This is a genomic window from Burkholderia sp. 10_S31 (assembly GCF_056930375.1).
Genome location: NZ_JBXOWK010000003.1, coordinates 847,628 through 861,129, shown reverse-complemented (window position 1 = coordinate 861,129; position 13,502 = coordinate 847,628). Strand labels below are relative to the sequence as shown.

Sequence of the window (13,502 nt, the reverse complement as noted above, 5' to 3'; positions counted from 1 at the left end):
GGTCGCGGCGGTAGAGACGGCCGCCTCCTGATCGCGCCGCGCGACTGCAAATGACACGGGCCCCGCGACGGGGCCCGTTTTCGTTGACCGCCGCGCGTCAGGCCGCGTGCGTACCGGAAAGCGCCGCGAACGCCGGCGGCGTCACGTCGTCCGACAGGATCTCGAAGCCCTGCTCCGTCACCACGACCATGTGCTCCCATTGCGCGGACAGCGAGTGATCCTTCGTGACGACCGTCCAGCCGTCCGCCAGCACACGCGTATCGCGCTTGCCCGCATTCAGCATCGGCTCGATCGTGAAGATCATCCCCGGCCGCAGCGGCACGCCGGTGCCCGGACGGCCATAGTGCAGCACCTGCGGCTCGTCGTGGTACACGTCACCGATCCCGTGCCCGCAGTACTCGCGGACCACGCTGAACCCTTCGCGATGCGCGACCTGCTGGATCGCATAGCCGACATCGCCGAGCGTCGCGCCCGGACGAACCGCGCGGATGCCCGCATGCATCGCCTCATAGGTCGTCGCGACGAGGCGCCGCGCCAGTTCGCCCGGCTCGCCGACGAAGTACATGCGGCTCGTGTCGCCGAACCAGCCGTCCTTGATCACCGCGATATCGAGATTCACGATGTCGCCGTCACGCATCGGCCGCGACGACGGAATGCCGTGACAGACCACGTGGTTGACCGACGTGCACAGGGTTTTCGGATAACCGTGGTAGCCGATGTTCGCCGGGATCGCGCCGAGCACGTCGACGATGTATTCGCGGCAGCGCGCGTCCAGTTCGTCAGTGGTGACACCCGGCTTCACGTGCTCGGTGATCATCGTCAGCACCTGGGACGCGAGCTTCGCAGCCTCGCGCGACTTGGCGATTTCCGCGGCGCCGCGGATCGGGATTTCGCGCTTCGCCATTACGCCACCTGCTCGATGCCGTGAGCCACCGACTCCGTCGGACCCGTATCGCCGCCGCGCGCTTCGATCTCGATCAGCATCCGGCAGATATCGCCGTAGGACAGCGACGGATTGAGTTCCGACAGCATCCCGACGCGCAGCCAGTGTTCTGCCTGCGCATTGATCGAACGGCTCAGCGCGGTACTGGTCGAGCGCAACCGTTCGTGCATGTGCTCGGATATCTTGATGATTCCCATATGTCTCTAATTAAACGAAATGTAGTCGTTTTGTATATTACGCTTGACCCCGCTGCCGGGCAAGCGCTCGGCCGCGAGCGAATCGCCGATCCGAGACAGCCAGCATCCCGCTGAAATCTCGTTGACTTCAAATTCCAGTTTGCTGGAAAATAAATCCATCATGCAAGAATCAACCCAGCCCCCCGCCGACGACACCGGCATCAACGAACGCATCGCCCGGCGCGTGCGCGACTTGCGAACGCTACGAGGCTACACGCTCGATGCCCTCGCCGCGCGTTCCGGCGTCAGCCGTTCGATGATCTCGCTGATCGAGCGTGCGGCGGCGAGCCCGACGGCCGTCGTGCTCGACAAGCTCGCGGCCGGTCTCGGCGTGTCGCTGGCCGGGTTGTTCGGCGGCGATCGCGACGACGCATCCGCGCACCCGCTGGTACGGCGCGCGCAACAGACGGAATGGCGCGATCCGGCGTCAGGTTACGTGCGGCGCAATCTGTCGCCGCCCGGCTGGCCGTCGCCGATCCAGCTCGTCGAGGTCGATTTCCCGCCCGGCGCGCGCGTCGCGTACGACTCCGGCGGGCGCGAAAGCGCACTGCATCAACAGGTGTGGGTCATTCATGGACGTGTCGACGTCACGTTCGGCGACCAGCTTCACGAACTTCACGCAGGCGACTGTCTGGCGATGCGCGTCGATCAGCCGCTGATTTTCAGCAACCCGTCGTCGCAGGCCGCGCGCTATGTCGTCGCGATCTGCGATGTCTCAGCCACCGGCGCGCGGAGTGTGTCATCCGTTCAAAGCCGACCGGCGCAGGAGCCCATATGAATTCCCCGAAACAGCGCGACGACGTGCGCCTGATCGATTGCAGCGAGGCCGAGCATGCCGTGGCCATCCTCGAGATCCTGAACGATGCGATCGTGAACTCGACCGCGCTCTACGACTATCAGCCGCGCCCGCCGGAAGCGATGGTCACGTGGTTCGCGACGAAGCGCGCCGCCGGTTTTCCGATCGTCGGCGCAGTCGATGAATCGGGCACGCTGGTCGGTTTCGCGAGCTGGGGCACGTTCCGCGCGTTTCCGGCGTTCAAGTACACGGTCGAGCACAGCGTCTACGTCCACCGCGACCATCGCGGCCGCGGGCTCGGCGAACTGCTGCTGCGCGAACTGATCCGGCGCGCGCGCGAAGCTGACGTGCACGTGCTGGTCGGCTGTATCGACGCGACCAACGGCGGCAGCGTCGCGCTGCATACGCGCCTCGGTTTCGTGCACTCGGGCACGATCACCGAAGCGGGATTCAAGTTCGGCCGCTGGCTCGATGCGGCGTTCTATCAGCTCAGGCTCGACACGCCCGCGCAGCCGGTCGATGGCTGACCGGGATCGCTGAACGTTCGGCGCGCTCACGGCGACGCGGGCAATGCATACGGCCCGCGCCGCTACCATCACCGCCCTCGCCGCGACAACGCGCGATCAAGCCATCGCACCGCGCTGTCGCCACACCTTCAGGCTTTCCATACACATCCCGGGCCCCGGCCCCGCACCTTCGCCCCGTGACGACGCGTGTGACGTTCGCCGCATTCTTGCGTGAGAACGGCAGCGATACGGTATTCCCCAGCGGCCGCAGTGCGGTCGCATCCCGATCCATCACTTGGAGGATGCCGTATGAAAACGCCCCATGCCCTGCCGCACCATCCCCGAACGCGACACGACGCCGGCCTCGCGCGACGCGCGGCCCGATGCGTTGCGTGGTCGCTTGCCGCCATCCCGCTTTTCTGCGGACAAGCGTTCGCGGCCGGCGCGTGTCCGACGCCGTTTACGTTGAGCGGCAACACCGATCTGCTGTGGAGGGAAGTCACCAACAACCAGTGGCGCAACATGCTGCCGCGCGGCTGGACCGACAACGGTTTTCACTTCTACAGCCGGGTGCGCAGCCGCGGTCCGGAGAACGGCATCAACACGCCGTCGGACCTCGAGTCCGAAATCCGCAAGCAGAGCTCCGACGAACCGGCCGGCGGCAACAACCCGAATCGCCGGGCAATCACGCTGCCGATCGTGAACAGCAAGGGCCAGCATCTGCTCGCGATTTACGACTACGACGGCAAGAGCACGTCGAAGTGCGAACTGGTGACATTGACATATCCGGCGGAATAGGACGGGACGCGCCGATGAAGCGCGGAAGAAGGGAAAACCCCGCGGAAGCGGGGCTTTCCCTTCTTGCATGGAGACGAGCCTGCGCATCCCCAGGCTTCACCGTCACGGCGGATCGACGCGGCTTCAACGCCGCTATCGCGCAAACGGTTTTCAAACTCGAACTGGATGCCGACGACCGGATCGGTGCGTTCGGCGTCACAAGACTCGCACGAAACAATTGTGCTCACCGTATGCCTGGTTCGCTCCTGATCAGCATCAATCCCGATAAGAACTTACCAATCGAACGAAATGTTACCGTTCGTTTCAAACATACCCAAATAATCAACCGGAGTACCACTATTCTTCCGTCACCCACAATAACACCCACAGGGGGTGACATATGAATAACATAATCAAGAGCGTCCTTTGCGCCGCATTCGTGCCGTTCGTTCTCGCGGGTTGCGGCGGCGGCGATGACGGCGGCAGCGTGCAGACCGGCACGCTGCATGTCGCAATGACGGATGCGCCTTCATGCGGGTTCGACCACGTCTACGTGACCGTCTCGCAGGTTCGCGTCAACGGGAATGCGAATGCTTCCGATAACGATGCCGGCTGGTCGACGATTACGCTGGCGACACCGCAAAAGATCGATCTGCTGTCACTCACCAACGGCGTGCTCGCCGATATCGGCCAGACCGCACTGCCGGCTGGCCAGTATCAGCAAGTCCGACTCGTTCTCGCGCCGAACCAGGGCAACAACCTCGCGAACTCCGTCGTCCCGACGGGCGGCACGGAACAGGCGCTCGCGACACCGAGCGCGACGCAAAGCGGCTACAAGATCATCCAGCCCTTCACGGTTCAACCGAACACGCTCGTCGACCTCGTGCTCGACTTCAACGCGTGCAAGTCGATCGTCCAGCGCGGCAACGGCACGTTTGCGCTGAAGCCGGTCGTCACCGCGATCCCGACCGTCGTGAGCGGCGCGATCTCCGGCTATGTCGCATCAGCCGAAGCCGGCGCGACGGTGTATGCGGAACAAGGTGGCAAGGTGGTCCGCGGCACGGTTGCCGACAGCACCGGGAAGTTCGTGCTGTCGCCGCTGATCCAGAGCTCGACGCAAGGTAACTACGACGTCGTAATCGTGCAGAACAATTTCGCGTCGGGTATCGTGCGCTCGGTCCCGGTCGTGGTGAACACAACCACGGCGGTCTCGGCATCGAACACCCCGATCACGCTGCCGGCCTCGACGATGAGCACGGTCAGCGGCACGGTAACCGCAAGCGCCGATGCGTTCGTGCGCGCATTGCAGACCGTCGATGCCAATGCGTACGAGATCACGTCGATCAACGCGAACATGGATACGGGTGCGTATGCGCTCAACGTGCCCACTGCCGCGCCGATCGTCGGCACTTACTCGGGCTCGCTGCCGGTCGCCCTGGCTGCCTCGCCGGCCGCCGCGGCACAATATACGATCGAGGCTGACGCAGCGTCGGGCGCAACGCAATCGACGAACGTCAATGCAACGACCAGCCAGTCGAACGTCAATTTCAGTTTCTGACGCGTCGTCAGCATCATCGAAAGGGCCGCGAGGCCCTTTCCTCAATAACGGGAGAACGAAGTGAAGAAAGGGGTTATCGCATTGCTCGCCGCGGCGAGCGTGGTCGGCGCGCTGAGTGGGTGCGTCGCATACGTTCCGGGTGCGCCGATCGTCGTCGCACCGCGGGGGGGCCCAGGCAACGGATTCTGCCCGCCCGGACAGGCGAAGAAAGGTAATTGCTGAGTACACGAGGCCCGCGAACAGCGGGCTTTTTTCATCCGCGTCAGCCCGCTGAAACGCGTCCGTCCCACTGCCGATGGAATGTGCCATGCGGATGACAATTGGACGCTCGTTCATTACAGCTCGATTGCCAATTTACCGATCTATGGGTGGTCGGCATTGGCTTTTGGGTTGGGTAGAGGCGACTTGCTACCACTTCAGGAGACGCATTTCCAGCATTGGAAACGTGCGAAAAAAAAGCCCCGCCGAAGCGGGGCTTTTCTTTTCTTGCTGGAGGCGCGAGCCGGAGTCGAACCGGCCTAAACGGCTTTGCAGGCCGCTGCATAACCGCTTTGCTATCGCGCCAAAAGCGGACTGTCCGGATGCCATGAAGGCAAGCGACAGATTTTTTATTCGAGGACCATCAGTCCATCAAATAAAAAGGGAAGCGTGGCTTCCCCATTACTTGGAGCGGGAGACGAGTCTCGAACTCGCGACCTCAACCTTGGCAAGGTTGCGCTCTACCAACTGAGCTACTCCCGCATTGTCCTGCACCTGCAGCGCTTTGCCGTACAACACGCTGCCAGAAAATCTGGAGCGGGAGACGAGTCTCGAACTCGCGACCTCAACCTTGGCAAGGTTGCGCTCTACCAACTGAGCTACTCCCGCATATGTCCTGCATCTGCAGCGCTTTGCCGTACAACACGCTGCCAGAAAAATCTGGAGCGGGAGACGAGTCTCGAACTCGCGACCTCAACCTTGGCAAGGTTGCGCTCTACCAACTGAGCTACTCCCGCGTATTGCTGCGCTACTGCTTCCCCGTCACACACTTACTTCGCCGTGCAGCGGAGAAGCGAGATTATGTCGAAGGCACATTCGTATGTCAAGGGCTTTTCCAGCCCTTTTTCCAAAAAACCTGCGCGATCGACTGGGGGTGCCGGTCATGCGCCGCCGCGCTCGCGGATCTGCGGCCATGCGAGCTTCATGTAGTACAGCATCGACCAGATCGTCAGCACCGCCGCGAGATACATCAGCCACTCGCCCCACACGCGCGTGTCGATCGTCGCGATGCCGAGCGGTAGCGGGCCGTAGTACAGCAGCATCGGGATCGCGACCATCTGGCATGCGGTCTTGAACTTGCCGAGCTGGTTCACCGCGACGCTCTTCGACGCGCCGATCTGTGCCATCCATTCGCGCAGTGCGGAAATCGCGATCTCGCGACCGACGATCACCAGCGCGATCGCCGCATCGACCCGCGAAATCTGCACGAGGATCAACAGCGCGGCCGTCACCATCAGCTTGTCCGCGACCGGATCGAGGAATGCGCCGAACGACGACGTCTGGTTCCACTTGCGTGCGAGAAACCCGTCGAACCAGTCGGTCAGCGCGGCGAGGATGAAGATCGCCGCCGCCGCGAGGTTGCGGTGCGCGCCGCCCATCACCGTGTCCGGCAGATAGAACACGCCGACGACGAGCGGAATCAGCACGATCCGTACCCACGTCAGGAAAATCGGGAAATTGAACGGCATGGCATGCGGGTCAGTAAAGGATTCGCAATTGTGCCGTGTCGACCGGCCTGCCACAAGAACGCGAGAATGCAAGAACACGCTCAGGCGCAGCCGGCCGCACGGCCGCATCAGTGAAGCTGCTTGTAGATCTGCTCGGCGAGCGCATGCGAGATGCCGTCGACGCTCGCCAGTTCCTCGACGCTCGCGGCAACCACCCCGCGCAACCCGCCGAACCGCGCGAGCAGCCGCTGACGACGTTTCGCGCCGACCCCTTCGAGCTCCTCGAGTCGCGACGTCTGGCGGGCCTTCGCCCGCTTCGCGCGCATCCCGGTGATCGCGAAGCGGTGCGCCTCGTCGCGAATCTGTGCGACGAGCATCAGCGCGGCGCTCTCCTTGCCGAGTTCGAGCGGCGTGCGGCCGTCCGCGAACACGAGCGTCTCGAGGCCGACCTTGCGCCCCTCGCCCTTCGCAACGCCAACCAGCATCGACGTGTCGAGCCCGAGCTCGGTGAACACCTGCCGCGCGATCTCGACCTGTCCCTTGCCGCCGTCGATCAGCACGATGTTCGGCAGCAGGCTCGACGCCTCGGCCTGGCGCGTCGATTCGCCGTCGATGCCGGCCGCGTCGTCGGCGGCCGCCGCCTGCGCGGCCTGCTCGACCATCTTCTCGTAGCGGCGCGTGAGCACCTGCCGCATCGCCGCGTAGTCGTCGCCCGGCGTAATGCCGGTGATGTTGTAGCGACGGTAGTCGCCCGACTGCATCTTGTGATGGTGGTAGACGACGCACGACGCCTGCGTCGCCTCGCCCATCGTGTGGCTGATGTCGAAACACTCGATCCGCAGCGTCGCGAGATCGTCGCATTCGAAGCTGAGCGTCTCCGCGAGCGCGCGCGTGCGCGCCTGCTGCGAGCCCTGCTCGGACAACAGCCGTGCGAGCGCGAGCCGTGCATTCTGTTCGGCCATCGACAGCCATGCGCGCCGCTGCCCCTGCGGCTGCCGCACCAGCGATACCTTGTGACCGGCCTGCTCGGACAGCAACTCGAGCAGGTCGCGGCTCGCGGGCGCATGGCTCACGACCAGCACGGGCGGCACGCGATTGCCGAGATAGTGCTGCGCGATAAACGCATCGAGCACCTCGGCCTCCACCGACGCCCCCGCGCCACGCGCGGCGGTAGCATCTTCCGCGGGCTGATCGGGCAACGCCGCAGCCGCTTCATCCGTACCGTCCGCTGCCTCGGCCTCGTCACCGAGCCCGCCTTCGGCAAGCGTCAGCGCACTTTCGACATGCGTCGGGAAATAGGCCTTGTCGCCAAGATGCCGGCCGCCGCGCACCATCGCCAGGTTCACGCACACGCGTCCGCCCTGCGCGACCACCGCGAGGATGTCGACGTCGCTGTCGCTGCCGACCTCGATCGCCTGCTGGTGCAGCACCGTCGCGAGCGAGCTCATCTGGTTGCGCACGGCGGCCGCCTGCTCGAACTTCAGCTCGGCCGCGAACGCATGCATCTTCTGCTCGAGCTCCTTCATCACTTCCGACTGCCGGCCGAGCAGGAAGCGCGCGGCATTCGACACGTCGATCGCGTAGTCGTCCTCGGAAATCGCGCCGACGCACGGCGCCGTGCACCGGCCGATCTGATGCAGCAGGCACGGCCGCGTGCGGTTGTTGAAGACCGAATCCTCGCAGGTGCGCAGCTGGAATACGCGCTGCAGGATCTGGATGCTCTCGCGCACGGCCCACGCGCTCGGGAACGGCCCGAAATACTGGTTCTGCTTGTCGACCGAGCCGCGGTAGTAAGCCATGCGCGGAAAGCGATGCGCGGTGAGCTTCAGGTACGGATACGACTTGTCGTCGCGAAACAGGATGTTGTAGCGCGGCGCGAGCGCCTTGATCAGGTTGTTCTCGAGCAGCAGCGCCTCTGCCTCCGAGCGCGTGACGGTCGTCTCGATGCGCGCGATGCGCGTGACCATCATCGCGATGCGCGGCGACAGCTGCGTCTTCGTGAAATAGCTCGATACGCGCTTCTTCAGGTCGCGCGCCTTGCCGACGTAAAGCACGGCGCCCGCCGTGTCGTAGTAGCGGTAGACGCCCGGCATGTGCGGCAATTGCGCGAGGATCTTCTTCGGTTCGAACGGGGTGTCGGCGGCTTCTGGGGATGTCATGCGTGATCCGGGTGCCTTGTGGCGCGGAACGGGTCCATTAGAATCGCCAGTTTAGAGCATTCACCGGCCCGCTTCGATGTCCCGCACCGCACCCGCCCCCGCCTCCACTTCGCCGCTCGCGCCCGACGAACCGATCGCGTGCGACCTCTTCTGCACCGTGATCGACAACTTCGGCGACATCGGCGTGTGCTGGCGCCTCGCCCGCCAGCTCGCGCACGAGCACGGCTGGCAGGTGCGCCTGTTCATCGACGATCTGCGCACGTTCGCACGGCTGCTGCCGGGGGTCGATCCCGATGCCGGGCGGCAGATGCTCGACGGTATCGTGGTCGAGCACTGGCATGCGGAAGTCGGCGACGCACTGGAGATCGCCGACGTCGTGATCGAGGCATTCGCTTGCGAGTTGCCCGGCGCGTATCTCGCGGCGATGGCGCGCCGCGCGCGCCGCCCCGTGTGGATCAATCTCGAATACCTGAGCGCCGAGGACTGGGTCGCCGATTTCCATTTGCGACCATCGCCGCATCCGCGCTACTCGTTGCTGAAGACGTTCTTCTTCCCGGGATTGTCGGCCGGCACGGGCGGCGTGCTGAAGGAGCGCGATCTCGACGCGCGCCGCACGGCCTTCGAAGCCGACGCGGCGACGCGTGCCGCATGGTGGCGGCACGCGACCGGCGACGCGCCGCCAGCGCCCGGCACGACGGTCGTCAGCCTGTTCGCATATGAAAATCCGGCCGTCGACGCGTTGCTCGCGCAGTGGCGCGACAGCCCGTCGCCCGTCGTCGCGCTCGTGCCCGTCGGCCGCGTATCTCCGGCCATCGCGCATTTTTTCGGGGTCGAATCATTCGGCGCCGGCGCGCGCGCGCAGAGCGGCAACCTGACTGCGTACGGGCTCGCGTTCGTCCCGCAGGCCGACTACGACCCGCTGCTGTGGGTGGCCGACGTCAATTTCGTGCGTGGCGAGGACTCGTTCGTCCGCGCGCAATGGGCGCGCAGGCCGTTCGTATGGCACATCTATCCGCAAGCCGACGACGCGCACCTGCCGAAGCTCGACGCCGCGCTCGCGCACCTGTCGGCCGGCCTCGCCGACGCGCCGCGCGCGGCGCTCGAACGCTTCTGGCATGCGTGGAACGGCGCCGGCACGCCGGACTGGGCCGATCTGCTGCAACATCGCGCCGCACTGGACGCCAACGCAGCCCGCTGGGCCGACGCCCTGGCGAGCGTCGGCGATCTCGCCGGAAAGCTGGCGGAATACGCAAAATCTCAGTTAAAATAAGCGGTTATCCGACGGCTGACCACGCAAGCGCTCGCGTTTGGGGTTCTTGGCGCCCACCGGAACGCCCCCCGCTTGCGCCGTCAGCCGTTGTGCAACGCTCAGGCACCTATTTATTTGATTGGATCAGGACAGTTTTTATGAAGACCGCACAGGAACTCCGCGTAGGCAACGTCGTGCAGATCGGCAGCGACGCATGGGTCATCGCCAAGGCCGAATACAACAAGTCGGGCCGTAACTCCGCCGTCGTCAAGATGAAGATGAAGAACCTGCTGACGAACGCGGGCCAGGAATCGGTCTACAAGGCTGACGACAAGTTCGACGTCGTCGTGCTCGACCGCAAGGAAGTGACGTACTCGTACTTCGCCGATCCGATGTACGTGTTCATGGACGCCGACTACAACCAGTTCGAAGTCGAAGCGGAAATGATGGGCGAAGCGCTGAACTACCTCGAAGACGGCATGGCTTGCGAAGTCGTGTTCTACAACGAGAAGGCGATTTCGGTCGAACTGCCGACGGTCCTGGTTCGCGAGATCACCTACACGGAACCGGCCGTCAAGGGCGACACGTCGTCGGGCAAGGTGCTGAAGAACGCCAAGCTCGCAACGGGCTTCGAACTGCAAGTGCCGCTCTTCTGCAACACCGGCGACAAGATCGAAATCGATACGCGTACGAACGAATACCGCAGCCGCGCGTAATCGCCTGCGATTTCCGTATCGAACAAAGCGCCCTTCGGGGCGCTTTTTGTTTGCCTGCCGTCAACAGCTCCGGCACGTCGCCACCATGGGCAACACAAAATCCAGCACTAAAGGTATTCAATTTGTATCATCGGTAACTGTTTTATAGCGACAGAGAAATAATGCACGTCAGGCGTTCAGCGGGGCATAAAATCAGTTTTTAATCTGACATGCGGCTGCGGCCGGCTCGATGGCCGACAGCCCGCCTCTCTTGACTCGACTCGCGTCCACCATGCCACACGCCCTGATTGTCGAAGACGATCCCAACAGTCTGTCCGGCCTGACCGCGCTGCTCGCAGCAGACGGCTTCTCGGTCGACACGGCCACGTCGCTCGCCGAGGCACGCACGGCGCTCGGCCGCTCGATTCCCGATGTCGTCCTCGTCGACCTGAACCTGCCGGACGGCAGCGGGTTCGACCTGCTCCAGCATCTGCCGCAGCAGCAGCCGAACGGCTCGTTGCCGGTGATCGTGCTGACGGGCAACGCGACGGTCGAGAGCGCGATCGAAGGCCTACGTCACGGCATCTGGGACTACCTGCTGAAGCCGATCAACATTCCGCGCCTGCGCAGCCTGCTGGCCCGGATTCCGCGGCCCTACGAACTGATCGACGAAGTGCGCACGCTGCGCGCGTCGCTGCGCCACCTCGGCCGCTTCGGCGCGCTGGTCGGCCGCAGCGAGGCAATGCAGCACGTGTACGACATGATCGAACACAACGCAGGCACCGAAACGGCCGTGCTGTTCGCGGGCGAAGCCGGTACCGGCAAGAAGCTGGCCGCGCGCACGCTGCACGACCTGAGCCGGCGCCGCAAGGGGCCGTTCGTGTCGTTCGACTGCCGCACGATCACGCAGGCCGGCCGCCACGGCGCGTCGCTCGACAGCGTGCTGTTCGGCCATGAGCGCGGCGCATTCGACGGCGCCGAGCGGCGCGAATCGGGCCTGTTCGAACAGGCCGGCGGCGGCACGCTGTTCCTCGACGAGATCACTGCACTGCCGCTCGTGCTGCAGGAGGCGCTGCTGCATGCGCTCGACTCGCAGAACTTTATGCGGATCGGCGGCACGAGCTCGATCGCGAGCGACTTCCGGCTGATCGCGACCACGCGCCGCCCGGCCCGCGAGGCGGTCGCGAACGGCACGTTGCGCGAGGACCTGTGGCTGCGTCTCGATGCGGCATCGATCACGATGCCGCCGCTGCGCGAGCGCGACGGCGATGCGCTTGCCATCGCGGACGCACTGATCGACGAACTGAACCGCGAAGCGCGCGCCACCGGCCGCAGCACGACCGACAAGCGCGCGGCGCCGGGCTTCGTACGCGAATGCCTGTCCTACGAATGGCCCGGCAACGTGCGCGAACTGCAGGAGCGCGTGCGCTTCGCCTATGACGCGTCCGGCGATTTCATCGAGACGCTGCGCGCGGGCGAAGCGAGCTTCGCGGCCGGTGCCGCGCTGAACGGCAGCAGCGTGCAGATCAAGGTCGGCACCCCGCTGTCCGATGTCGAGGATCTGCTGATCCGCGCGACGCTTGACGCGGTCGGCGGCACGCGCCATCGCGCGGCGACGCTGCTCGGTATCAGCCCCAAGACGCTGTACAACAAGTTGCAGCGGATGAAGGTCAACTGACCGGACCGCCGTTGTCCGAGGCGCTGGCTGGGGCTGACGGTTAGTTGCGTAAATGCGTGTCGCCCCGCGCTTTACGTCCCAATGAGAAAAGCCGCGCAAAAGCGCGGCTTTCTTGTTTTCGACGACGGGAGAGCGGCATCGCGCCGCCCTTCTCCGCTTACGCCAGTGCGCTGCTCAACAGCGCCTGCGCCTGCAGATACTCGGGCTGCACGATCAGCTTGTCCCACTTGAGCGCCTTGCCGCGCGCCCGCATCCGCTTGATGCGCCGCACCGACTCGGCCGACATCTGCGCCTTCAGCCCGTTCAGCACGACCTCGGCCGCGTCCGGCTGGTTGCACACGAGCACCATGTCGCAGCCGGCTGCGAGCGCTGCATCGGCCGCCTGCGTGAGCGTGCCGCCTTCGCGCGCCGCCTCCATCGACAGGTCGTCGCTGAAGATCGCACCCGTGAAGCCCAACTGCCCGCGCAGGATGTCCTGCAGCCATACGCGCGAGAAGCCGGCCGGCCGCTTGTCGACCTGCGTGTAGATCACGTGCGCGGGGATCACCGCGGACAGCGACAGGCCCAGCCAGTCGTACGGCGCGACGTCCTGCTTGAGAATCGCGTCGAGCGTCCGGTCGTCAGTCGGCAGTGCGACGTGCGAATCGGCCTCTGCGAAGCCGTGCCCCGGGAAATGCTTGCCGCAGTTCGCCATGCCGGCGAGCGACAACCCGTGGTTCAGGCTCTTCGCGAGCAGCGTGACGACGCGCGGGTCGCGATGGAACGCGCGATCGCCGATCACCTTCGAGTGCCCATAGTCGAGGTCGAGCACCGGCGTGAAGCTCATGTCGATCCCGCATGCGCGCAACTCGGCAGCCAGGATGTAGCCAACCGCGGTCGCGACCTTCGTCGCGAGCAGCACGTCGCGATCCCACAGTTCGCCGAGGCGGCGCATCGCGGGCAGCACCGTGAAACCGTCGGTGCGGAATCGCTGCACGCGCCCGCCTTCGTGATCGACGGCGATCAGGATGTCCTCGCGCACCGCGCGAATCGAATCGGTCAGCGCGGTCAACTGCGCGCGGTTCTGGAAATGCCGCGCGAACAGGATCACGCCGCCGGTGTTCGGATGCGCAAGGCGCCGCGCATCGTCGCGCGACAGGGCCGTGCCGACGACGTCGAGCATGACCGGGCCGGGAGTCGTTTTCATCGAATCGGGAAGT

At 64.8% G+C, this 13,502-nt stretch carries 12 protein-coding genes and 4 tRNA genes; 7 read left to right on the top strand and 9 right to left on the bottom strand.

Translation table 11 applies throughout. The features are described from left to right. Positions 1-97: 97 nt before the first annotated feature. Together map and AC1Z3W_RS24115 are read right to left on the bottom strand one after the other, a co-directional pair. Positions 98-904, bottom strand: coding sequence for a type I methionyl aminopeptidase (gene map / locus AC1Z3W_RS24120; protein ID WP_057930225.1), 807 nt, complete (start codon positions 902-904; stop codon positions 98-100). Then, a complete protein-coding gene (locus tag AC1Z3W_RS24115; RefSeq protein ID WP_057930224.1) occupies positions 904-1,140 on the bottom strand; it encodes a ParD-like family protein in 237 nt (78 codons plus the stop codon). Before AC1Z3W_RS24115 ends, map begins: the two co-directional genes overlap by 1 nt. A gap of 160 nt (positions 1,141-1,300) precedes the next feature. Here AC1Z3W_RS24115 and AC1Z3W_RS24110 point away from each other — a divergent pair, with 160 nt between their 5' ends. From AC1Z3W_RS24110 to AC1Z3W_RS24095, 4 genes are all read left to right on the top strand, one after another. After that, on the top strand, positions 1,301-1,957 hold the full coding sequence (locus AC1Z3W_RS24110; protein ID WP_057930223.1) for a helix-turn-helix domain-containing protein: 657 nt from the start codon (positions 1,301-1,303) through the stop codon (positions 1,955-1,957). Continuing rightward, entirely contained in the window at positions 1,954-2,502 is a 549-nt protein-coding gene (locus AC1Z3W_RS24105; RefSeq protein WP_124834855.1) for a GNAT family N-acetyltransferase, read from the top strand. Before AC1Z3W_RS24110 ends, AC1Z3W_RS24105 begins: the two co-directional genes overlap by 4 nt. Before the next feature lie 288 nt (positions 2,503-2,790). Beyond that, complete coding sequence (locus AC1Z3W_RS24100) at positions 2,791-3,279, top strand: hypothetical protein (protein ID WP_057930221.1); 489 nt, start codon at positions 2,791-2,793, stop codon at positions 3,277-3,279. Between the two features lie 379 nt (positions 3,280-3,658). Next, positions 3,659-4,816 carry a DUF4382 domain-containing protein gene (locus AC1Z3W_RS24095; protein WP_057930220.1) on the top strand — a complete coding sequence of 386 codons (1,158 nt, stop codon included), beginning with the start codon at positions 3,659-3,661 and terminating at the stop codon, positions 4,814-4,816. A gap of 490 nt (positions 4,817-5,306) precedes the next feature. On the opposite strand, the gene AC1Z3W_RS24090 is transcribed toward AC1Z3W_RS24095, so the two are convergent. The 6 genes from AC1Z3W_RS24090 to uvrC form a co-directional block, all read right to left on the bottom strand. Beyond that, positions 5,307-5,380: transfer RNA gene (locus tag AC1Z3W_RS24090), tRNA-Cys, on the bottom strand. Between the two features lie 101 nt (positions 5,381-5,481). After that, positions 5,482-5,557 (bottom strand) — tRNA-Gly (locus AC1Z3W_RS24085). 50 nt (positions 5,558-5,607) lie between these two features. Then, positions 5,608-5,683: transfer RNA gene (locus tag AC1Z3W_RS24080), tRNA-Gly, on the bottom strand. Positions 5,684-5,735: 52 nt separating this feature from the next. Further along, positions 5,736-5,811: transfer RNA gene (locus AC1Z3W_RS24075), tRNA-Gly, on the bottom strand. A 144-nt stretch (positions 5,812-5,955) separates the two neighbouring features. Continuing rightward, positions 5,956-6,543, bottom strand: coding sequence for a CDP-diacylglycerol--glycerol-3-phosphate 3-phosphatidyltransferase (gene pgsA, locus AC1Z3W_RS24070; RefSeq protein WP_006757520.1), 588 nt, complete (start codon positions 6,541-6,543; stop codon positions 5,956-5,958). Positions 6,544-6,650: 107 nt separating this feature from the next. Beyond that, positions 6,651-8,681: an excinuclease ABC subunit UvrC gene (uvrC, locus tag AC1Z3W_RS24065; RefSeq protein ID WP_057928037.1), complete on the bottom strand. Its 2,031-nt coding sequence runs from the start codon at positions 8,679-8,681 to the stop codon at positions 6,651-6,653. A gap of 76 nt (positions 8,682-8,757) precedes the next feature. Here uvrC and earP point away from each other — a divergent pair, with 76 nt between their 5' ends. The 3 genes from earP (at position 8,758) to AC1Z3W_RS24050 (ending at position 12,303) form a co-directional block, all read left to right on the top strand. Further along, the gene (gene earP / locus AC1Z3W_RS24060; protein ID WP_124834856.1) at positions 8,758-9,951 is read left to right on the top strand and encodes an elongation factor P maturation arginine rhamnosyltransferase EarP; all 1,194 of its coding nucleotides are present in this window, start codon (positions 8,758-8,760) and stop codon (positions 9,949-9,951) included. 137 nt (positions 9,952-10,088) lie between these two features. Beyond that, the gene (efp, locus tag AC1Z3W_RS24055) at positions 10,089-10,646 is read left to right on the top strand and encodes an elongation factor P (protein WP_057928039.1); all 558 of its coding nucleotides are present in this window, start codon (positions 10,089-10,091) and stop codon (positions 10,644-10,646) included. A 271-nt stretch (positions 10,647-10,917) separates the two neighbouring features. Continuing rightward, the gene (locus tag AC1Z3W_RS24050) at positions 10,918-12,303 is read left to right on the top strand and encodes a sigma-54-dependent transcriptional regulator (protein WP_124834857.1); all 1,386 of its coding nucleotides are present in this window, start codon (positions 10,918-10,920) and stop codon (positions 12,301-12,303) included. Between the two features lie 157 nt (positions 12,304-12,460). Here AC1Z3W_RS24050 and nagZ read toward each other — a convergent pair whose 3' ends face one another. Next, positions 12,461-13,489: a beta-N-acetylhexosaminidase gene (gene nagZ, locus AC1Z3W_RS24045; protein WP_057928041.1), complete on the bottom strand. Its 1,029-nt coding sequence runs from the start codon at positions 13,487-13,489 to the stop codon at positions 12,461-12,463. Between the last annotated feature and the right edge of the window lie 13 nt (positions 13,490-13,502).

What these genes read in the sequence shown, in the direction of transcription:
- map (WP_057930225.1), bottom strand. Translation starts at nt 904, where the DNA reads ATGGCGAAGCGCGAAATCCCGATCCGCGGCGCCGCGGAAATCGCCAAG.
- AC1Z3W_RS24115 (WP_057930224.1), bottom strand. Translation starts at nt 1,140, where the DNA reads ATGGGAATCATCAAGATATCCGAGCACATGCACGAACGGTTGCGCTCG.
- AC1Z3W_RS24110 (WP_057930223.1), top strand. Translation starts at nt 1,301, where the DNA reads ATGCAAGAATCAACCCAGCCCCCCGCCGACGACACCGGCATCAACGAA.
- AC1Z3W_RS24105 (WP_124834855.1), top strand. Translation starts at nt 1,954, where the DNA reads ATGAATTCCCCGAAACAGCGCGACGACGTGCGCCTGATCGATTGCAGC.
- AC1Z3W_RS24100 (WP_057930221.1), top strand. Translation starts at nt 2,791, where the DNA reads ATGAAAACGCCCCATGCCCTGCCGCACCATCCCCGAACGCGACACGAC.
- AC1Z3W_RS24095 (WP_057930220.1), top strand. Translation starts at nt 3,659, where the DNA reads ATGAATAACATAATCAAGAGCGTCCTTTGCGCCGCATTCGTGCCGTTC.
- pgsA (WP_006757520.1), bottom strand. Translation starts at nt 6,543, where the DNA reads ATGCCGTTCAATTTCCCGATTTTCCTGACGTGGGTACGGATCGTGCTG.
- uvrC (WP_057928037.1), bottom strand. Translation starts at nt 8,681, where the DNA reads ATGACATCCCCAGAAGCCGCCGACACCCCGTTCGAACCGAAGAAGATC.
- earP (WP_124834856.1), top strand. Translation starts at nt 8,758, where the DNA reads ATGTCCCGCACCGCACCCGCCCCCGCCTCCACTTCGCCGCTCGCGCCC.
- efp (WP_057928039.1), top strand. Translation starts at nt 10,089, where the DNA reads ATGAAGACCGCACAGGAACTCCGCGTAGGCAACGTCGTGCAGATCGGC.
- AC1Z3W_RS24050 (WP_124834857.1), top strand. Translation starts at nt 10,918, where the DNA reads ATGCCACACGCCCTGATTGTCGAAGACGATCCCAACAGTCTGTCCGGC.
- nagZ (WP_057928041.1), bottom strand. Translation starts at nt 13,489, where the DNA reads ATGAAAACGACTCCCGGCCCGGTCATGCTCGACGTCGTCGGCACGGCC.